This window comes from Raoultibacter phocaeensis (assembly GCF_901411515.1).
Classification (GTDB): Bacteria; Actinomycetota; Coriobacteriia; order Coriobacteriales; family Eggerthellaceae; genus Raoultibacter; species Raoultibacter phocaeensis.
This window is the reverse complement of sequence record NZ_CABDUX010000002.1, coordinates 394,065-415,150: the sequence shown is the minus strand read 5'-3', so window position 1 is coordinate 415,150 and position 21,086 is coordinate 394,065. Positions and strand designations below refer to the sequence as shown.

General features: G+C 56.5%; 12 protein-coding genes. 1 reads left to right on the top strand and 11 read right to left on the bottom strand.

The window, feature by feature from the left end; genetic code table 11:
- Positions 1 to 5 precede the first annotated feature (5 nt).
- Positions 6 to 2,231 carry a molybdopterin-containing oxidoreductase family protein gene (locus tag FJE54_RS09545; protein ID WP_139652563.1) on the bottom strand — a complete coding sequence of 742 codons (2,226 nt, stop codon included), beginning with the start codon at positions 2,229 to 2,231 and terminating at the stop codon, positions 6 to 8.
- A 359-nt stretch (positions 2,232 to 2,590) separates the two neighbouring features.
- Positions 2,591 to 5,323, bottom strand: coding sequence for an autotransporter outer membrane beta-barrel domain-containing protein (locus tag FJE54_RS09540; RefSeq protein ID WP_139652562.1), 2,733 nt, complete (start codon positions 5,321 to 5,323; stop codon positions 2,591 to 2,593).
- Between the two features lie 350 nt (positions 5,324 to 5,673).
- Between FJE54_RS09540 and FJE54_RS09535 the strand changes: the two genes are divergently transcribed.
- A complete protein-coding gene (locus tag FJE54_RS09535) occupies positions 5,674 to 7,623 on the top strand; it encodes a putative bifunctional diguanylate cyclase/phosphodiesterase (RefSeq protein WP_139652561.1) in 1,950 nt (649 codons plus the stop codon).
- A 201-nt stretch (positions 7,624 to 7,824) separates the two neighbouring features.
- Here FJE54_RS09535 and FJE54_RS09530 read toward each other — a convergent pair whose 3' ends face one another.
- The 9 genes from FJE54_RS09530 to FJE54_RS09490 all read right to left on the bottom strand — a co-directional run bounded on the left by FJE54_RS09530 (position 7,825) and on the right by FJE54_RS09490 (position 20,877).
- Positions 7,825 to 9,066, bottom strand: a complete 1,242-nt coding sequence (locus tag FJE54_RS09530) for an aminotransferase class V-fold PLP-dependent enzyme (RefSeq protein WP_139652560.1) — start codon at positions 9,064 to 9,066, stop codon at positions 7,825 to 7,827.
- A complete protein-coding gene (locus tag FJE54_RS09525; RefSeq protein ID WP_139652559.1) occupies positions 9,059 to 9,472 on the bottom strand; it encodes a hypothetical protein in 414 nt (137 codons plus the stop codon). Before FJE54_RS09525 ends, FJE54_RS09530 begins: the two co-directional genes overlap by 8 nt.
- Before the next feature lie 61 nt (positions 9,473 to 9,533).
- Positions 9,534 to 11,084, bottom strand: coding sequence for a fucose isomerase (locus tag FJE54_RS09520; RefSeq protein ID WP_139652558.1), 1,551 nt, complete (start codon positions 11,082 to 11,084; stop codon positions 9,534 to 9,536).
- A gap of 89 nt (positions 11,085 to 11,173) precedes the next feature.
- On the bottom strand, positions 11,174 to 12,148 hold the full coding sequence (locus FJE54_RS09515; RefSeq protein WP_139652557.1) for a 4Fe-4S dicluster domain-containing protein: 975 nt from the start codon (positions 12,146 to 12,148) through the stop codon (positions 11,174 to 11,176).
- 11 nt (positions 12,149 to 12,159) lie between these two features.
- On the bottom strand, positions 12,160 to 14,745 hold the full coding sequence (locus tag FJE54_RS09510; RefSeq protein WP_255467336.1) for a molybdopterin-dependent oxidoreductase: 2,586 nt from the start codon (positions 14,743 to 14,745) through the stop codon (positions 12,160 to 12,162).
- Positions 14,746 to 14,917: 172 nt separating this feature from the next.
- A complete protein-coding gene (locus FJE54_RS09505) occupies positions 14,918 to 16,429 on the bottom strand; it encodes a helix-turn-helix transcriptional regulator (protein WP_255467474.1) in 1,512 nt (503 codons plus the stop codon).
- Between the two features lie 42 nt (positions 16,430 to 16,471).
- Positions 16,472 to 18,037, bottom strand: coding sequence for a helix-turn-helix transcriptional regulator (locus FJE54_RS09500; protein ID WP_139652554.1), 1,566 nt, complete (start codon positions 18,035 to 18,037; stop codon positions 16,472 to 16,474).
- A 192-nt stretch (positions 18,038 to 18,229) separates the two neighbouring features.
- Positions 18,230 to 18,562: an oxidoreductase gene (locus FJE54_RS09495; RefSeq protein ID WP_139652553.1), complete on the bottom strand. Its 333-nt coding sequence runs from the start codon at positions 18,560 to 18,562 to the stop codon at positions 18,230 to 18,232.
- 11 nt (positions 18,563 to 18,573) lie between these two features.
- Positions 18,574 to 20,877: a molybdopterin-dependent oxidoreductase gene (locus tag FJE54_RS09490; protein WP_139652552.1), complete on the bottom strand. Its 2,304-nt coding sequence runs from the start codon at positions 20,875 to 20,877 to the stop codon at positions 18,574 to 18,576.
- Positions 20,878 to 21,086: the final 209 nt, after the last annotated feature.

The window sequence follows — 21,086 nt, the reverse complement described above, 5'->3', positions numbered from 1 at the left end:
TTCGCCTACGCTTCTTCCTCCTCGCACTTGTACACCTTCACCGCAACGCCGGTTTGCTGCCATGCGCCGATGAGCTGGTCGAGGGTTTCGGGATCGTCGTCCAAAAGCACGTTCACGTTCGACTCGAACGCTCCGAACAAACTCGGCAGCGCCTCTTCTTTCTCGGGGAACCACCAATCATGCTGCACGCTGATGACGCGCGGATCGACGATGGACGTCTTGCGGGCGCGCTGCTTAATGCGTCCCTTGTGCGTCTCGATCCAGCACCAGTCGCCGTCTCGGATATCCAAATCGATCGCCGTGTCGGGATGGATGTCGAAGATCGGATCGGGATGCAGGTCGCGGTAAGGGCCGGGTTGCCGGTGTTCGGAGTGGTAAAACGGCATGAACCTCGCACCGGTTATCATGATGAGAGGATATTCGTCTTTCCATTCGGGATGCTTTTCCACGCTCAAACCCGGGTATTCGAAATGCGGCAGCGGGTCGAACGGTATCCCCGTTTCCTCGGCGAGCTTCTCGACTACCGTCGAGCGCAGTTCGACTTTGCCGGTGGGTGTGAGGAATTTGAACCCCGGCTCTTTGTACTTCTCGAACTTCTTCTGCCCGGCCATGTACTTGACCTCGTTGTAGAACTTCTCGTGCGTCATGCCCATGGGAGCCAGCTGGAAATCGAGCATGTCTTCGGCCTTCGGGCCCCACCACTTGTCCTCTTGCCCGAGGCGGACGGCCAAGCCGTAGAAGAACTCGTAATCGTCGCGGAAATCGACGTCGGTACCGCCCTCGAACCGTTCGATCACCCGCGCCTGCGCTCCGAAGTACATCGGCCGATGGTTCATGACGGCATAGCAGTTGTCCGGACGCTCAAGCCACGTGGCCGCAGGCAGCGCGTAATCGGCAAGAGCCGCCGTCGGCGTGAGGAAGTAGTCGTGCACGACCAGAAGCTCGAGGTTCATGAGCGCGTCGACCACGAGCTTCGTGTTCGAAAACGCCATGACCGGATTGTCGGCCTGCACGATGAGGGCCTTGACCGGATAAGGGTCGCCGTCGCGCATCGCGCGGAACAGAAGCGGCGCGTTGCTGTACGGGTAGAACGACGGATAGGCCTGCGAGATGACGTCCCATCCCTTGAACGTGAGACCGGGGAACCGATCGTTGCCGATCATCTTGTCGCGCTGCTCCTGCGAAAGCGCGTAGTGCTCGTAGAACGCCGGGGGGAAGCGCGACGGCGGGGCCAGCTGATCGCCGCCCTTCTTGTCGAGATTGCCCGTGATGGCGCGCAGGATCGCTTTGGCCTGTATGGCGCTTGAAGCGTTGATACCGCTCGCATCGCCGCCCTTCTGGCCCCACGGCAGGCACGCGGGCTTCGTAGTAGCGTACATGCGGGCGGCTTCCCTGATCTTATCGGCGCTTACCCACGTGATCTCGGCGACCTTCTCGGGCGGATACTCGGCAGCGCGCTCTTTGAGCTCGTCGAAACCGATGCACCACTCATCCACGAACTCGTGGTCGTAGAGGTCCTCTTCGATGATGACGTTAATGAAGCCGAGCGCGAGCGCTGCATCGGTGCCGGGGCGCAGCTGCAAGAACAGATCGGCCTTTTGGGCCACCTCGCTGAAACGCGGGTCGATGACAAGCAGCTTCGCACCGCGTTCCTTGCGGTTCGTATCGACCCAATGCCATAAAAGCGGCTCGGATGCGATGGTGTTGCGGCCCCACAGAACCACAAGGTCGGCGTTCACCCAGTCGGCCTTGTCAGAGCAAAATCCTCCGTAGGTGCAGGGCTCGAGCCACATGTCGCTCGAGTAGCAGATGGTTCCGTTGCCTCCGGTGTTAGGGGTGCCGAACAGGTTCGTGAACTTGTAGTGCAGCCAGCTCCAGGTGCGTGCCGTGCCCTCGGTGAACGCGAGTGTTTCGGCACCGTACTCGTCGCGCAGCTTTGCAAGCTTATCGGCAATTTCGTCGAATGCCTGGTCCCACGTGATTTCCTCCCACTCGCCGCCGCCGCGTTCCCCTTTGCGCTTGAGCGGGCGCTTCAAACGGTTGGGGTTGTACACGAACCCCTCGAGGTAGCGCCCTTTCTCGAGCCTCGAGCACACGTACCCCTTGTTGTGCGGACAATCCGGATCGCCTTCGATGTCGACGATCCTGCCGTTCTTCTTCGTCACGAGCACGCCGCAGCGCACGTGGCAGAAGAAGCATCCGGCTCGCTTTACCTCAATCGTATCCGTCATGCTGCCCCTTTCTCTCGTCTTGCGCGCATACTCTGCGCACCTCGCATGCCGATTCGGCCTGCGCACGTCACAAGCGATAGAATTTCGAAGCTCTGCAAAAACGAAGCGGATAGGAATTCGACGGGCAAACGGATACCGATGCAGACAATTCCCTCAACCCCGTTTCATGATCCGAGGACGTTCGCGCAAGCACACCCGGAGCCTGCGCGAATCGTTGGAATCAGTATCGAGGCCGAAGCGATCCTTTTCCATGCCCAAACGGATCGATATGCCTAGTTTTGCCCGAGAAAAACACCATATGACTAGGTGTAATATCCTTGATTAAGAATATTTACACCCAGCGAACCATCATCTGCGGATCAGCGCTTTTCGCGCGAGCGGTGCACGGCCAAAAGGAGTGCTCCCCCCGCAAGAATCACACCGACCCCCGCGGCAAGCACGGCGACCGAAAGCCCGTCTCCCGCCGCTGCGAGCTTCGCCGGAAACGAGGTGCCATAAGAAGGCTTGGGCGTCGGCGTCGGGTCTTCCGGCGGCACAGTCGGATCAGGATCGGGGTCCGGGTCGGGAATCGGCGCCTCTTCCTGCTTCCATATGGCATACAGCGTCACGGAGCTTTCGGTCGCATCGGCTTCCGAAAGCTGCTCCCCGCCGAACAGCGTGCCCCCCTCGGCTGCAGGATCAAGCGACCAACCCGAAAACTCATGCATCGGCCGGGCGAATCCGACATCTCCTTCGTTGGCCCGCACGTCATGGAGCTCTCCCCGGTAGTGCTCGTAGGTGCGCAGCGTGCCTTCACCGCCGTTCGGATGGTACACGACCCGGTACTTCGTAATCTCATCTCCTCGATAGTTTATGTCGTAGTTGTTGAGCGGATGAAGATATGCTCCATCGGAACGCAGGCTCGAAGTCGCATACGCGATTTTCGTCATATCGGAGGAAAACACCGGGGGCATGAAAGGATGAGAAGCGGTATTGCCTTCGAAGCGCACCGATGCATCGAAGTTGAGGTTGCCGTAATCCGCCTGCGTAACCGCACCGTAATCCCCCACCGGCTCGCCCGCCGCGAATCCGTTGAAATCGGCCGTGTATACGCCACCGCCCTCGAAAGCGGCTTCGTTATCTGCGATGAGGGCTGCGCCCTCGGCGCGAAGCAGCGTATTCTCGCCGACGTAGACGCCTCCCCCGTGCCCGGCAGACGCATTGCCGCTTACTTCGCCGCCATTGAGGTTCACTTCAGCAGTCGCGCTCTCGGAGGCGCCGACGGCGAACACCCCTCCCCCGCCCAAACTCGAAGCATGGGCTTGGTTACCCTCGACCGAACCGGCATTGAGCGTAAACGACGGCCTGAACGAGCCGGTGCCGAACGGGTATAGGCAGATGCCGCCGCCGAACCCCTCCGTCGCGTTCTCTCGGATGCGGCCGCCGTTCATGGTTACTTCCGAATCGTAGAGCGATATGCCGCCGCCGGATACAACCAACGTGTTGTACGAGATGTCGGCATCGTTGATGACGACGGGAGCCGACGGACCGCCAATACCCGGCTGATTGGCATACGATATGGCATACAGGGCACCACCTTGGCTGTTCTCGCCCGTTGCCTTGTTCCTCGAAATCAAAGGCGTCGACGGCGCATTCCCGATCGGGTCTCCGATCGTTACAGCACCGCTCAAGACGTATATGCCGACGCCGTACCCGCCGCCTTTCGTTCCGTCGCTGTATTCGTAGGTTGCCGCCTCGTTGTCGGTTATCTCGCCGCCGTACATGGTCATCGTGGGCCCGAATCCTCGAATGAGGATGCCGCCCCCCGCATAATGGCTGAAATTACCCTTGATCGCACCGCCATTTATGACAAAGGAAGAAGCATCGGGAATCGTCGGATCGTCCCCGTACGATCCGACAAAAACGCCGCCGCCGCTGTAGTTGCACTCGTTGCCCTGCACGCTTCCGCCGTTCATCACGAAACGAGCGCCGGACGTAACGAGGACTCCGCCCCCGTACCCGATGTTCTCGGAACCGCGAGGACGCGGATAGTTTGTATCCGACGCATCGTTGGCTTCGATCGATCCGCCGTCCATGGTAAGTTGGCTGCCTGCGCCGGAAACGTAGAGCCCAGCTCCGTACAGAGCCCTGTTGTTGCGGATCGTTCCGCCTTTCATGTCGATTGTGGAATTCGAGGCGAACACGGCTCCACCGGCACCGCTTCCTAGCTGCCCCACCACGCTACCTTCGAGAACTGCGTCTTGGATTACCATTGATGAGTCCTGCGCATAAACGACCGGACCGCTTGAATCGCCCCCGTTTTTACCAGCACAGTTCCGAATCACAGCACCGTCTCCGAGCATAAGCGACGCGTCCGATGAAAGGGTGACGCCTCTGCCGAGGCCGTTGCCGTCCAAAACGATGTTTTCCAAGGTAAGCTTTGCGGATGCAGCCTCGAAAATGCGGAACGAACCCTGTGCTGTGATCGTTTTCGTATCGCTTGCCGATTTGATTTCGACCGAGGTTCCGGACGGAACGATTATCGCACCGAGCGCAGTGCAGTCGTTGGCAACGAGTATCGCAACGCTTCCGGTTGCAGATTCGACCATGGTTTTCAGGCTGATCCAATCATTGGCGACAAGCTCGGTGCCGCGCAGGCTTTCGGCTGCTTCGATGCCGTTTTGGCTTTCGGCTGCTTCGTCGCCGCTCAGGTCTTCGCCCGTTTCTCTTCCGTCGGGGCCGTCGGCTGCATCATCGCCGCTTGAGCCTTCACCGACTATCCCAGAGTCAGAGCCCTCGGAATTCTTGCTCTCGTCGGGGCTTTCGAAATCCTTGCCGGCATCGAGGCTTTCGGAGTTTTCGCGAGCGTCGTGCGAGGAGCTTTCCTGCGTCTCGCTCTCGCCGCCGCCCACAGGAAGCTCGAGAGCATAGGAAAGCCCCGCGGGCATGAGCGAGAGGGGAACAACAACAGCAAGGACAACAGCGAGCAACCGGCTTCGCTTTGCGAGAACGTGGACTCCCATCGATACAACCTCCCGTAACCGTACCGGGGAATCCGCAGCCTGGCATACGGCGAGCCGAGCGCTCGTCGATCCCCGGTAGACGATACCCATAGTAGGTAACTCATTCTGTAATTATAGCAACGAAACAGTGTCTGAAATGCCGTTTTGGCCGCGCCGATTCCCAAGAGGTTAAAGTCGAAATGATATCTTTTGAAATGCCTGTTCGCATGCAGAATTTATATATAAGATACTATATTACATTTTGGTAACGTCTCGTGCTGCGACCACGAAAGCGAGCGCCGTGGCGCGGCCGAGCTTCGCGGGTTGCTCGGACGAAAGCACGCTCGTTTTTCCAAATAACGCATCGAGAGAATGCGGCGACCATCAAGCGGCGTTTCGAAGCGGTAATACGATACAATAGGTCATGGTTTGCAGTAACGGGGACGACAGAGACGGGTAACGTGACGTGGAATCTTACGGCTGAGTGCATCGCATTTGTCATCGCATGCATCATCTTGGCCTATTCGCGCAAGAGCTACTTGACGCCGAGCCTGAAGAACAGGATATTTCAGGTATGCCTCATCATCACGGTGGCGGCAATCGGGCTCAACATCGCCTCGACGATCCTCATCGAGAACAGAGCGATCGAGCTCATCGGACTCACCTGGCTTATCACCACGCTGTACTTTGCGGCGACACCGCTCATCGGCGCTGCCTATTACTATTACATTTACGCGACCTTCACCGAGGCGCGCCCTCGGCACGCCGCGCGTGCCGCGCTCGGATCAATCCCCTATCTTATCTATCTTGCATGCGTAGCGTCGAACGCTTGGACCGGCAGCCTGTTTTACCTCGACGAAACAGGAGCGTACCACCAAGGTCCGCTGATCCCGATCACCTACCTTGTGTTCTACCTGTACTGCGCAATGTGCTTCGTGCGCGCCTACATCTCGCGCCGCGACATCGATCCGGCGATCACGCGCATACTCATATTCTTCCCGCTGCTCGCCGTCGCGGTGATCGCGATTCAGCAGGTCTTCCCGAGCTACATTCTCTCGGGCTCCGCTGCCGTATGCTCGCTCCTCATCGTGTACCTCTATCTCCAAAACAAGCAGATATCGATCGATTTCCTCACCGGCATCCCCAATCGCCAGGAGTTCTCTAACATGCTCGCACTCGAGCAGAAACACCAGAACCCGTTTACCGCCGTCCTCGTTTCAGTGGATAACTTCAAGTTCATCAACGATAAGTTCGGCACCGACAGCGGCGATGCGTTCCTCGGCTCGCTTTCGGCGTATCTGAAAACCGCAGCCCGCACTCCGTGGCTCTACCGCTACGGCGGCGATCAGTTCGTCGCTCTGTTCGAAAAAGATCGCCGAAGCGAGGTGGACGGGTTTCTCGCCGAATTACGCGCGCGCATGGCCGAACCGTGGCAGATCGGGGACACGAACTTCGTCGTCTCGTGCTCGATCGGCATCGTGGACTACCCCGATGTGGCCGCAAGCAGCGGATCGGTGACCAACGCGCTCGAGTACAGCGTCGAGGAATCGAAGCGGCTCGGGCCAAACGAACCGTGCCGCTGTACCCAGGGGATGGTAGGGGCCATCAGGCGCAAGCACCGCATCGCCGATATCCTGCGCAGAGCGCTTGCCGAAGACGGGTTCACGATCCACTACCAGCCCATATGGTCGGTGCCTCAGCAGAAGTTCGTCGCCGCAGAAGCGCTCTGCCGCCTCGAAGATACCGAACTCGGTCCGATATCCCCCGCCGAATTCATACCCATCGCTGAGGAAACGGGGATCATCGTCGATATGACCTACGCGGTGCTCGAAAAGGTATGCGCGTTTATCAAAGCCGCACGCGACGACTATCCCGACAGTCCGTTCGATAGCGTATCGGTCAACTTCTCAGCCGTTCAGTTCATGCAAAACGACCTGCCCGAGCGCACAATCGACATCATACGGGCCAGCGAGATCGATCCGCGCCATATCAAGATCGAGATCACCGAAAGCGTGCTCGTTTCCAACCCCGAGGGCGTTGCGCAGTTCATGCTCGAAATGCACGAGGCAGGAATAGCCTTTTGCCTCGATGATTTCGGCACCGGATATTCGAATCTTTCGACCATTCTCGGGCTACCCATCGATGTCGTGAAGCTCGACAAGAGCATCGTCTGGATGACGTCACGGCGCGATTTCGAGGGAAGCGATTTTCTCGGGCATCTCGTTGCCTCCTTCGCCGCCATGGGAATCACTGTGCTCGCCGAGGGCGTGGAAACCGACGAGCAACGCGCGTTCATCGAGGAAGCGGGCTGTACGCTGATACAGGGCTTCCTGTACGCAAAGCCGATGGACGGGCGGGAGGCGCTGGGGGTTATTGGAGGAAGCGATTCATGCGAGGGATCGCCTACGTAGGTTTTTTCTTCACGTTGACTTCAAGCGCGGCTCCAGGTGGAGGAACCAGCTTTGCTCCGCAAGCCCGGCATATCTCTCTACCTGGTTCGTTTTCCGTTTTGCATACAAGACAGGTTCCGAACGACTTCATGCCCCTTAGCTCTCCTCTGCATCTACCGCATCCAGTACATAAATATCCGCACATACCGTAGCTCCTTCCACTCACCCCTGCAGCGCCGGCGGAAGCATCGCGACCGTCTCCTCGAGAGCCGCAATGCATGCATCCAGCTCCTCGAACGTGTTGTAGAAAGCAGGTGAGATTCTCACAACCTGCGCAACGTCGAGATTCTTTACAAGAGGCTGGGCGCACATACTCCCCGATCTGACGGCGATGCCCTGCGCATCGAGCATAGCGGCAACATCGAACGGGTTTCGACCTTCAACTGCAAACGACAAACATCCCGCCCGCCTCTTCGGGCTTCCCAGCACCCTTACCTCGCTTATCGACCGTATCCGCTTTTCCGCATAGCGTAAAAGCTCCTGCTCGCGCAAACGGATTGCCGATAGTCCCACTCCTTTCAGGTAGTCGATGCTTGCCGCTAGGCCGATCGCTCCCACATAGTTAGGCGTACCTGCCTCGAATTTGAGCGGCGCAGGCTGAAACGTGCTCCTTATCGCATCAACCCGATCAGCCATCTCGCCCCCGAAGGCGAACGGCGGTATCTTCTCGAGAAGCGACGCTTTCCCGTACAGAACGCCGATACCCGTAGGACCCATCATCTTGTGGCCCGAAAAGCAGAGAAAATCGCACTCGAGCTCGTGTGCCTGTATAGCTTCGTGTCGAACCGCCTGCGCGGCGTCAATGAGCACGAGCGCGCCGAATCGATGGGCCAGCTCGACGATGTCACGAAGGGGATTTACCGTACCGAGCACGTTCGAGACCTGTGTTACCGCTACCAAGCCTATGTCGTCCTTCCGCAGCATCACCTCAAGCGCATCGAGGTCAAGATCTCCGCTGGAATCCAACGGAACGACTCCGAGTTTTTTCCTGCGAGCCCGGCAGAGCTGCTGCCACGGTATGAAGTTGGAGTGGTGCTCCATCGCAGTTACGGCAACTCCGCTTTTGCGGTTCGCCGCACCCCATGACTGCGCTACAAGATTGATCGAATCCGTTGTCCCCCGCGTAAAGACTACTTCGCTTTTACGGTTCGCTCCGACAAACTCCGCAACTCGCTCACGTGCCTTTTCAAAATACCCGGTCGCCTCTAGGCTCAGTGTATGGGCACCACGATGCACGTTGGCGTTGTGCGTGTGGTAGTGGTTCGCGATTACTGCAAGAACCTGATCGGGCACATGCGTCGTTGCCGCATTGTCGAGATACACCAAAGGGCATCGGTTCACCTTACGATCAAGAATAGGAAAGTCTGAACGCACGCGCGCTATATCGAACTCGAACTTACCCATGGTCGCCGCCGAGCTGCTGCACGATTGAGCGAGACAGCTGCGCTATCGTATCGTTTTCGAGTGGATCAAACCGAACTCCGAGCTGTTTGTGCAAGGTCATGATCAAAAGGGCTTTTTTCAACGTCTCAGAACTCGTACCTGCGCAATTGTTCGGCATGTCGCCTAGCGCGTTTTTCCTGTCTATTCTCAAAAGCTTTTCGGTGCTCATCGTCGCCAACGTCGCGATATCATCCGAGGCCGGATCCTCGTCAACAAGAAAGAAGCGGTGTAGCACAAATGATTTCAAATGAGCACGGACAGCTTCCTCGTCACCCGCTTGACTCTTGATCGAATCGAGATACGCAAACGATTTTTCATACAACGCCTCGATTCGCTCCTTGATGCGGTTCGACGCATCGTCTCCCATGTCGGCCTCCTGCAAATAACTGCGGGCGGACATCATGGCTGCCCGCCCGCCACCAAACCTACTATGACGTTATAACCTCGACACCAAGCGCCTTGCCGAGCGCTTCCATTTCTCGCGTGTAGTCGCCATACACGGTGGCGAGATGATTGCCCACCAGCATCTGCTTTTGGAACAAATCGTTTTGATCGGCGACGGAAAACACGATGGCAGTGTTGCAGCTATGCTGATGGAATCCGTTTCCGCAAACGATCGTTCCTTTCGCAACTAAGAGCTTGCTCCCGTTGGGCGAAAAACGCGCCACGGTGATGATCGTACCTTTGTCACGGTTGAAATCGTAACGGTACACCGCTCCAAAACCCTGCTCTTCGGCAAAGTGACGAAGCGAGTAGGGAGCATCTTTTTCGGGGTCATTCATGCGCGGATTAGGGACAGAGTGCACCATCATGTAAAGATGCCCCTCGTGTTCGTCGAGCAACGGCATATCCTCGTCCTCGATGCCGCCGAGTCCGAAGGTAGCCCACCTGCCGTCAGACTCCTTCACAACCGGCATCGTGTTACCCATGAAGCACCGCTGCCCTGATACGGCGACGAGCGCTTGCTGGGTGATAACCGAACATGCATCGTATTCGCACGCCGAGGGCAACCCCTCCCTCATATTGAGGGAATGCGCAAGGCAGAATGTAAATTTCTCTTCATTCAAGCGGCGTGTTGAGCAGCTATCGGGGCATGGTGCCGTAAACCCGTTGCAGTCGAGACGATCCATATGTTTACGCATCGTTTTGAAGAATTTCAGAGAATTAATCACATATTCGCGATCAACCTCTACCTCGTCGGCGCGCGCGATAAGATCGTCTGCCACGGCCTCGATTTCGGCTGCATCCTCATCGGTGATGTCCCAGGTATCGCGACCGGGCGTCGTATGATTGCCAGCAGGCTTAGCCGGAGACGTCTGGTCAAGCAGCTCGTGTATGCTCATGTAGCGGAAACGGCACCCGAGATTATGAGTGAGCTCCTCGACATCGTAGGCTCCATCAACGCCGCTAAACGACAACGCTGCCCCGTTGCGCGGCGCCATGAGGATCCGAGATGTCCTCACGACTTTGCGTGCACGCAGGATACGGAGCTGCCGCACAAGCTCATCCCACGTTCTGAACCCGTAGAATTCGTATCCGCGATCGCGAGCGTTCAGTGCGGCGCCAACTGAAGTAGTCGAGCAAGGGTTCTCGTATTCAGGCTCTAAGCTGAACGGCTTTTTGAATCGCTCACCGAACTCAACGGCGATGTCATCAAGCCCGAGAAACGAATGGACAATATAGAAATCGGTATCTGCAGTTGTGGCTGCTATGCGGGTCCACCACTCTTCTTCCTGGTCCCAGTTGTCAGTCCGTTTGATGCGGAGAATGTCTTTGACCTCGGCTATATCGTCTGGGATGTTGTCGGCAAGCTTTTTCTGGAATCGCTTGTACCATTCGGCATTTCTAATAGCATCGAATCCCGGTTCGAGCGCCTCGCCCCTCCCAACCCGACACGGCCCCTCGTATTTGTACAGATGCTCCATTTCAAGGAAGATGGGCTGCACGGTGAGCCTCACATCATCTGCTTTCGTAATCATCAGCTGTCCCCTTTCGTTGGTATCGTTTAGACGCCGTCACTCGACAGCGCACGGTCGGCTTCGCACAAGCGGAACCGACGCAATCCGTTTCAGTTCTTCGCAAGTCCCCCTGTACTCATGACGCCACCGTCTTCGTCCGGCGCCTGCGACATGACCGACATGGCTGCCGTTACTTCGCCGACTTCGATGACATCGACATCGGGCTCACCGATAGGCGCTTCGATATCGAGCGCGGTACGCGGCTTCTTTACAGCAGCGACCTCGTTGCCCCGAACTCTGCGCATCGGTATATCGCCGATGTTGAGACTCTTCGTAAGCTCGATATCACGCGTTTCAGATTCATAGCCTTCAGCTTCTACCGTCACCGTATACGATCCCCCACCGATACGTCTGAACCAAAAATCCCCGAACTCGTCGGATTCGACCACAGCATCCGCATCTCCGGACAGCGTCACGCGCGCGCCCTCGATGATCTCGTCGATCGCAGGGTCCCACACCTCACCCCCGATGAACAGATGAGGCCTGTTAAGGTAGTACACGCGCGGACCATGCTCTCGATCCGCCAGCACTTCGGCAAGGGGTATCTCCTGAGCAAACTCGGACTCGTCTCCAAAGCGCAGAGCACCCGTCGCGCACACATCCACACAGTGAGGAAGCTCGCCCTCGTCGACGAGATGGGCACACCCGGTACATTTCTGCGGGACGTCGAGCTCGTCGTTGTAGTAGATGGCACCGTAAGGGCACGCGTCGGCTAAAGCCCTGTTCCCTTTCGCCTTGATCGGATCAACGATAACGAGGCCGTCTTCGCGCTTGTACACCGCATCGGGCGCTGCATCGATGCAGGGTGCGTTGTCGCAATGGTTGCAGAAAAGAGGCGTGTATTCTACGCGCACTTTAGGCACCTGCCCATGATCGACTTGCGTCATCTTGCACCAAAAGTGGCCGGTATCGGGCTGAGGTACCGCGTAGGGCGGCCACTCGTTGTTCCAATGTTCGTCTTTGCAGGCAAGCTGACATCCGTAACAGCCGTTGCACTTGGACGAGTCGAAAACAAAAACCTTCATGATGTCCCTTTCTAGACGAGCCAGTTATCGATCTTCACGCCCGTCTCGTTGAAGGCGCGGCCGAACGCTTCGGGATAGGACTCGGCAAGCTCGAACACGTCGACTTTCTCGAAATCGACCAGATAACCACTCGTTACTTCTGCATTCGTGTTCTTCATTGCTACCTCGGACGGCGCTATAAGATTGTTCGCTCCCCCGCGATCAGCTTCACCCACCTTGATGGGGTCGAGCCGCGCCCCATGATCCTGGTAGATGACGCCGGGCTTGATACGTTCGGTCACGTACGCGCCACCGAGCACCCAGCCGCGGTCGTTGAAAATCTTCACAACGTCACCCGCGACGATGCCGTGAGCCTCGGCGTCGACCGGATTGATCCACACGGGTTCGTACAAATACCCGTCGGGCCCTTTCACCTTGCACGTTTCAATCTCGCGAAACCAGGTGATATCGTCCATGTTCGCATGCACGCGCCAGCGTGGATGATTCGATACGATGAGGTACGGATACGTCTCGCCCCGCTCGGTAAGGAGCGATTCGGACAACCGGTCGTCGGATGCGATGAACTTCGGGAAGGGTGGGCGCGAATCGTCGTCGGGAAAATGATGAGCGAGCGCTGTCGAGTAGAATTCGAGCTTGCCCGAAGGCGTTCCGAGCGGATTTGCCTCGGGATCTTCGCAAAACGGCGCGAAGCCGCGGGGGTTGTTCTCCCAACCTTCGGAGGTCGGAGCGGCATAGTAGCCCTTTTCCTTGAATTCCTCCCAACTCACACGTTCCTGGCACCCGGAGTTCTCGAAGCCCTCCCGAATCCACTCCTCTTCGGTTTTCCCGCTGGTGAACTCGTCGTACACGCCCATCTTCTTGGCTACCTCGGCGACCGCCTCATAGTCGGATTTCGATTCGCCTCGCGGCTCGATGCATCGTGGTTCGATCATCATGACGTTGGTGTAGCCGTTGGACGAATCAACCGCGATGTCGCGCTCTTCGAATTTCGTGTTGACGGGAAGCAGGATGTCGGCGTAGATGCAATCGTTTTCCATCCACGGATGCTGGATGAGCACGAATTCAATCTCTTCAGACTGTACGGCCTTCGCGAGTGTGTTCCCGCCGTTCCAGCACGTTGACCAGCATGGCGTATCAGACCAGATCATATGAATGCGCGTATTTGCGGTCTTGCTCGGGTACTGATATTTGACGAATTGATCCTCCTTCGGCCATCCTGCAATACCCGTGCCGTACCACGTAAGCGGGTTCTCGACGGTGTAGTCGCCGAGGATGGCTTTCGGTACCATGGTCTTCGGGATGAACGATTGTCGAATATCCCACACCTCGGGATTGTTGTAGTCGAGCGAGCGGTACGCCGCAGCGGGCATCATATACAGATCGCTGCGCGGATTCGGGCATTGGGACGGTAGGCCGTATAAACCCCATTCGATCAGCTTGATCACATTGCGTCCGGGCTTGCCGAGCCCCTGCATGCCCATGAGCACGACCTCCATACGCCCCGGCTCAGCAGAGAACTGCGAGCGAATGAGCGATCCGCCATTGACATGAGAGATCGAGGTAGCTTGCTTATACCACGCTTTAGCAAGCGCTTTGATCTGCCGCGAAGGAACGCCGCAGATAGGGGCTGCCCATGCAGGCGTCTTCGGCACACCATCTTCACCGCCCATGACGTAATACTTGACCCAGTCGAAGCCGACCGCGTGCGTGTCGAGGTATTCCTGGTCGTACCAGCCATTCTCTATCCACGTGTATGCAATGGCCATATGAAGCGCCACGTCGGTATTCGGGTTGACGGGGATCCACTTGTCAGCGTGCACGGCAGCTCCGTAATTCACGTCGGGACAGACGTATATCTGCTTGACACCCACGTCGGTGAGCCAAAAAGCCCACCTCGACGGAAGCTGGCCGCACCAGCCCCACGGCGTCGTTTCCTCGTCGCATCCCCAATGCAGCAGGTACTTCGAATTCTCGGCAATGTCGAGCAAGAGGTTTCCGATATCGCCCTCCCCAACAGGATCGCACCCCCACACGTGCTTCGCACCCCAGTACCATCCCTCCCAGCTATCGGGATTGCGCGCCTGGAAGGTGAAACCGCCGAGAATCGACATGAGCCGCATTTGGCAGCCATGCGTCGCATGGACGGTTTTGGTCTCGCCGTGCCCGTCGCCCTGGCAGAACACGGCGTATAAGCCGTACTTGTCCTCAATGCGCCTCAGCTCTTTTGCAATAATGTCGGTTGCCTCGTCCCAACTGATGCGTTCAAACTTCGACTTCCCGCGATTTTGCGGATTGCGCTCGCCCTCAGGATCCCAATCTACGCGCTTCAGCGGGTATAGGATGCGGTTGTCCGAATACGCGCGTTTCTTGTACACGAGCGCAAAAGGCGGGATGTCGTTCTTGAGCAAACCTTCGAGCTTCTTTCCTTTTACTTCAAGCGTCCAGGGCTTGAGGTACTCGGCGGTGTATGAACGGTCGAAGCGCATGCCGCGCGTTCGCACGATCCTTCCATCTTTGACGTCGATCTCGGCTGATAATGCGCTCATGCCGAAGCTACCGAGTCCAAGCGTCTTGTAATACGTTGCGGTGTTTTTCACGTAGGTCCCCCTTAGGCCGTATGCGGTTCGTAAACGCAAAGCAAACACAGGAAAATTGTCCAACGCAAAATGGAAAGGCATGAAGATGCGAACGGTATCAATCGGGGATTCCAAGCATCGCAGAAAAGTATCAGATTGCAGTATGAGTTATTTGATCAGGCGTTACATATTCTTATTTTGAACTCGATAGTTCCGATTCGACAAGATCGATAAGCTGCTGCTGATTATGCACGCCAAGTTTTCGATACAGGTTGTAAGCATGGGTGCGTACCGTATTCGGCGAAATCTGCAGCGCATCATGGATGTACTGCCGATCCCGCCCGCGTGAGAGCATCAAGAACACGTCTTGCTCCCGCATGGTAAGCCCGTGGGTTTGAGCAAGACGGTTGCACCCTTCGTCCCACACCTTTGCGAGCGAGGTGAACGAATTCTCGTCATTGGCGACAACATCTGCATGTTCGCAGCTTAAGGCTCGCGATGCTATCCCCGATACCACGATTGCCGCAAGAAAATATCCATATGGAACCGCTTGACCGTCAAAAGCGAATTGGACAATTATGCCACCCGCCCATCCGCACGCGATGCCAATCGTATGCGCGAATCTTGATTCACTGGAAAACTTAGCAAGCGCATCTGCGGGGTTCACCTGGCTCGGAACCGCTGCGCCCGATGGGTTTTCCTCGGTGCGGTACGCCGTATTCAAGACAGTGCATGCTCCTTCTGCAAAGAATACCGCAAAAAGCAGCACTGCCGTCATTGCTTCAGTTGCGAGGGAAAAACCGAACAAGCAAACGCTCGCAAAGGGGAAAAATAGAGCGAACGTTCGCATCCCGACCCTCAAATGGCCCGTACGCGCAAGAACAAGCATAACGATACCCGATCCGGCCGCTGCTGCTCCGAAGTAAAGAGAAGCATACCCCGCAAGGGAAAAGCAGGTGCCAACAGAACCGGCAAATCCGAGAAGAAGCCCCGACGAGAGCACGAACGCCGTCGAGCCTTTGCCGAGTGCAGCATATATGCTCGTCTTTACGCTCGACTGCTCATCCCCACCCCGTCCTTCATTGCTTGCGCGCTCCGTAGGGTTACCGCCCGAACACGCAATCCACAGAGCAAACAACGCAAACGGGATGCACGAAAGAAGAACCGCGGCCACCGGATACTGCAAAAACGAGAGCAGCACGAACAGCACCCCAGAAAAAGCGGTTCCAGCGGCAACGTTGACGATACCTTGTCCGTAGGTCTGTTTCGCAACCATTCCAAAGCCCCACACGAGCATCATGACCGAGCCGGAAACGCCGCCACACATCCAAAACAAAACATCGAGTGCGCGATAGCCAGGCCATACGATACATGCATCGGAAACGACAACGCCCACTAAGGGCAGCACGGAAAGAATCAGACATCCCGCAACGATACCACGGCGCATCACCCTACTAAAGACGTAACGAGGGCGCGCGCGTGCCGCACCGCATATAGCGCAAGCCGCAACGAGAAAAACGAGTCGGAGCAGCTGCACCCATCCGTCGAGACCCGCTTCGAGGTAATATGGAGAGACGGCAGCGGGCGAAAACAGCATTGCGGTGAACCAGGCCATGGCTAAAGCTATACCTAAACTCCTGAGATTGAACGTTGCAAAGAACGAATCGCCGGATGACGAAGAGGTGCCTGCGTCGCTTGACGCCATCACGGCTCCCTCCTTTGATCTCCAAAGTGCTCAACGCTCATGCTAGAGCCCTTTGATGCTGTCTTCTACGAGGTTGATAAGCTCCTGGTGAGAATGGACACCCATCTTCTGGTAAATGTTGTAAATATGACTCTTGACTGTCGGCGTCGACAAAACGAGCTCGTCACGAATGAATTGCACATTCCGCCCTTTCGCAAGGAAAAGGAATATCTCCTTCTGCCTCGGCGACAACCTGTACTGTTCGGCGAGTTCGTCACACGTGCGGCTCCACCTCCCCCTTCCCTGAATCACTGATTCGATGGCCTTGGGGTCGAGAACCTCCAGCAAAGGCTCGTTGTCGATAATCACCTCCCTGAACTCGAGCTTCATTTCCTTGAACAGAGCGGTATCAACTACAACGGCAATCGATACGATGAAGAAGCACAACACGAGCAACGTCGTCGTGTTCACTTCGAAGAAAAACAAGCTCGCAGCCCCCAATACCCATCCAAAGAAAAATCCGACCGAATTACCCGCTTTAGACGACGTGAGTTCCCATAAACAGCGGACGGCATCGTAGGACGAATACGCGTACGCTGTATGGGCATTCAGTATCTCGTAACAGCCGAACAAAACGAACAGCACGGCCGCACAGGCAAGAACTCCCTCCGTCGGCCACAGGATGCCGAGAAGCAGATAGCAAAAACAGGTAACCGGCAAGAACAGTTTCGGAAGCACATTGCAAACGTCTCGTTCGCGCTCGCGCAGCACCACCACCATGATCAACGCAGCGGCAACGTTAGCGAACCCGATGACTACCCCGTTTTCTGGATAAAGCCATCCCGCTAAAGCGGCGCAGGCAACAAATCCGAGCGAAACGGAATACAGAAGCGTGAAAAGCCCTTTGAGGATGATGAATCGACGATCTTCCTCGAACGGTATCTGAGCCTTCAGCTTGCTTAAGCCCCCTGAAAGCGCGTGAGAGACCTTCCATTCAACAGCCTCATCGGCCCTTCCTGCATATTGGCGGTATGCAAATCGCAAGAAGACGTATGAAGCCACGGGAAGCAGCGCAACTGTAGGAGCAACTACCGATTGGGATACGAAAGGAAAGAGCGAAAGCATCAGTCCGCCTATGGCAAATGCCCCGCAAACGGTGTAGAGCTGCTGTTTGCGGGACAGCAGCCTGAATCGCAACCCCCAGAGAAAAAACGTAGCTGCCTGGCCGACTCCAGCAATAAGCCAAAGCATGATCACAACCGCAGGCGGCAGAGGTACAAAGAACGTAGCTGCAAGGCCCATGCAAAGAGCCGGGGCAAAAGCCTCCCGGATTTTGCCCCGGATCCCGGCAAGCGCAGTACCGCCTGAGAATAGGAACACGCACGTAGCAAGCGCAACGCCTCCGAACAATGCGCACCGCAGTGCAAGATATCCGACTGATCCCCCTTCCCAAAGCGGCGCTATACCGCGATCCCATCCAACAGCAAACGCCCACGTAACAAAGCAGGCGTATCCGGCTACGTCACACAAAGGAAGCAACGCGAGACTGCCATCGGCCAAGTCTTCTTCGGCCTGCTTCTTCCCGTCGGAAATAGTATCTACGACATTCTTCGTTGTTTGCTCCAGCAATTGAAGCCACCCCCTGATTTCAACATAGTCGCATGCGTTTTGAACCGCATATCGGCCTCACGCCTCGCTGCTGCACCCGCCACCCAATCGGCCATGATATCTGAACGGCGGATTCAATGCCATGCTCTCTGTGCGTCCCGCAGCTTTGCAGACGGCGGGACGCACGCAAGCGGCCATTACCCTATGTGTATATTATAGGTAATACAGAACAGATTTTGAGCCTTCGACTACCTCCTGCGGCAATCCATCGATATCACCGTACCTCATCGCAAAAGCTTGGCAATGGTGAACGCACATTGGATCTTTGCTCGCCTCTATCCGATCGTGACACTGATCGCATTGATCAGTGATAACCGGCATGTAAGCATATTGATACACGTCGGGCGCGTACTCCCACGGTCCCACCTGGGTAACAGCAATTCCGCCCTGGCCGTCGGCAAAACCATGCTCGACACGGCACGCAACCTCGCACGAATGGCAGCCGGTGCAGTATTCGTAGTTGATAAGTATTCCCTTACGAGACATGCGAACCTCCCTTAAGACTCTCTCGATATTTTGCAGATAAGCGATTTGCAGTTAGCGCCGAAACCGGTACTGCCGAAGTCAGTTGGGACCAGCTGATTCGCGTTAGATGCAAATGTAAGGTACAGGTCTTCGGGGTCGCTTTCAGGAAACCACCACGCATGATCGACGTTAACCACGGAAGGCGGTACCGCAATGGTTAGCTCCGCTTTCATCCGAATGCTGCCAAGCATGTTCTCAACGTTTACCCAATCGCCTTCATGTATTCCATATCGTTCAGCCGTATCAGGATGGATCTCGACGATCGGATCGGGTCTGAGCGCGCGCAGTCGGGGGATCTGCCGCCCCTCTGAATGAAAGTACGACCAATGTCGTGCGCCCGTCGTCAGAATAAGGGGATACTCCTTCATGAGCTCTGGTGTGGACAATGGACCGTAGTCGGTCTCATGATAGCTCGGAACCGACTCAAAACCCCAACCATCGAGCAGCGTCGACTTGAATTCGACGCGACCCGTTGGCGTATTGAATCCCGGCTGCCCATCGCTTCGCTGTTTTCCTGTGCGGTACTTGCGATACTCGAAGCGGGGGTACATCCAGTTGATCTCCCGAAGATCGTCGTAGGAGATACCCGACGAACCCATCTGTTCGGAAAAGAACTCCTCGAGGCTATCCCATGGCCACTTTTCAGGATTCCAACGTTTACCGAGTTCGAAATTGATCTGAAGATCGGATTTGACGTCGATATCGCTTGAATCGACAGCGGCGTTGATGGGCTGAAGATAATACCAGATGCTTCGCATACCCGTTTTTTCGGCAAATGTCGCTACGGGAAGCACAACCTCGGCGCAGGCCATGGCAGTTGGTGTCATGAAGATGTCGACCACGACGTTGAACTCAAGATTGGTCAACGCTTTGAGCACCTTGGATTCAGGCTGCTGCGAACAGCAGGAAAGCGGATTCGTGCTTTGAAGCCACGCGGCTTTGATCGGATACGGCTCGCCGGTAATGCACGCGTCGAGCGTAATGTCGGGCTGTGAAACCACGCATCCGCTGTACTTGTAGAGCGGATACTCGTCATAGCCGATGCGCTTTCGCACCACTGCCTCGTCTAAAAACGTTTCCGCCGCAGGCGGCTGCCAAATTTCGGCACCGAACGGCTGATGGGTAGTCACCATGCCGCCTGGCACATCGATCGAACCCGTGAGGGCCCAAAGCGCGACAAGCGCCATTGAACCGGGAATCGCCTCGCGCGTCTGATCAAGCGCAAGCCCCCACTGGATGGTCATCGGTTTTATGTCGGTTGCCATCCGGGCAGCTTCGCGGATCTTCGCTTCGGGTACCCAGGTGATCTCGGATGCTTTCGCCACGGGATATTCCGCTGCTGCAGCTGCAAGGTCTTCGAACCCGTACGTCCAATTCTCAACAAACTCGTGATCGTAGGCTTGCTCTTCGATAATGATATTGATGATTGCGAGTGCAAGCGCAGCATCGGTGCCAGGTCGCAGCCTCAAGAAAAGATCGGCCTTCGCCGCGAGCCACGTCAGGCGCGGATCGACGACCACGAGCTTGCTTCCCCGTTTCATACAATCGATCATCCAATGGCCGAAGTTGCCGTCAGCGTTTGATATGAGGGGATTGTTTCCCCAGATGAAAAGGACGCCAGGTACATCCCAATCAGGGTTTTTATAACGATCAGCAAAATACATCGAACAATCGGGAACGCAGTAGTTCCCCATCATGATCGACGTCGCTGAAATACGGGGACCGTAACATGCGACGCCCGTTTGCAGGTAGGCGATGTTCGGACTGCCAAACGAATAGCACATACGATACATGCCGTTGGCAATGTCGCGGCCCGTACCCGAGGCGAAAATGACGGCTTCGGGACCGAATCGCTCTTTGATTTCGGCGAATTTCGTGCAGATGAGATCGTATGCTTCTTCCCATGTAATACGCTCCCAAGCATCAACCCCCCGGTTTTCACGAGCGCGCTTCATGGGATATCTAAGGCGATCAGGGTGATCGATGACCTGATCGAACGAAAGGCACCGCACACATAACCTACCCTGGTTGAAGGGATTCTCCTCGTCGCCTTCGAGCTTGACGAATCGGCCATCATCGTCGGTATACACCTTCACCCCGCATCCCAGATGGCAGCCGGGTGCCGACCAGGCACACGTTCTCGTAACGGTAAGTTCGCCTTCCTGCCAGCGCCACGGCAGATCCTTCCCCGTTGCCGCGACCGAAGCAGACGAACCGTCTTTTCCGCATATCCAATCTTCAGTGACCCCACGGCCCGTTTCCCGCACATCGTCCATTGCGATGCTCCTTTCCTCGTCGTAAGAATTGTCAGACGAAGAGCGGCGCATCAGCACGCACGGGGGGCTTGAGCATTACAACACCTCCATGCATCGGTATCCTCCTTTACTCTCACAGCAGCGATCGCACCTGCTTGTACACAGCGCTACCTAAACAACGTGTGCTTTCACGCTGCGGACAACCCGTGTCGCCCGCAGCGCTTTTCCCG

What these genes read in the sequence shown, in the direction of transcription:
- FJE54_RS09545 (WP_139652563.1), bottom strand. Translation starts at nt 2,231, where the DNA reads ATGACGGATACGATTGAGGTAAAGCGAGCCGGATGCTTCTTCTGCCAC.
- FJE54_RS09540 (WP_139652562.1), bottom strand. Translation starts at nt 5,323, where the DNA reads ATGGGTATCGTCTACCGGGGATCGACGAGCGCTCGGCTCGCCGTATGC.
- FJE54_RS09530 (WP_139652560.1), bottom strand. Translation starts at nt 9,066, where the DNA reads ATGGGTAAGTTCGAGTTCGATATAGCGCGCGTGCGTTCAGACTTTCCT.
- FJE54_RS09525 (WP_139652559.1), bottom strand. Translation starts at nt 9,472, where the DNA reads ATGGGAGACGATGCGTCGAACCGCATCAAGGAGCGAATCGAGGCGTTG.
- FJE54_RS09520 (WP_139652558.1), bottom strand. Translation starts at nt 11,084, where the DNA reads ATGATTACGAAAGCAGATGATGTGAGGCTCACCGTGCAGCCCATCTTC.
- FJE54_RS09515 (WP_139652557.1), bottom strand. Translation starts at nt 12,148, where the DNA reads ATGAAGGTTTTTGTTTTCGACTCGTCCAAGTGCAACGGCTGTTACGGA.
- FJE54_RS09505 (WP_255467474.1), bottom strand. Translation starts at nt 16,429, where the DNA reads ATGGCGTCAAGCGACGCAGGCACCTCTTCGTCATCCGGCGATTCGTTC.
- FJE54_RS09495 (WP_139652553.1), bottom strand. Translation starts at nt 18,562, where the DNA reads ATGTCTCGTAAGGGAATACTTATCAACTACGAATACTGCACCGGCTGC.
- FJE54_RS09490 (WP_139652552.1), bottom strand. Translation starts at nt 20,877, where the DNA reads ATGGACGATGTGCGGGAAACGGGCCGTGGGGTCACTGAAGATTGGATA.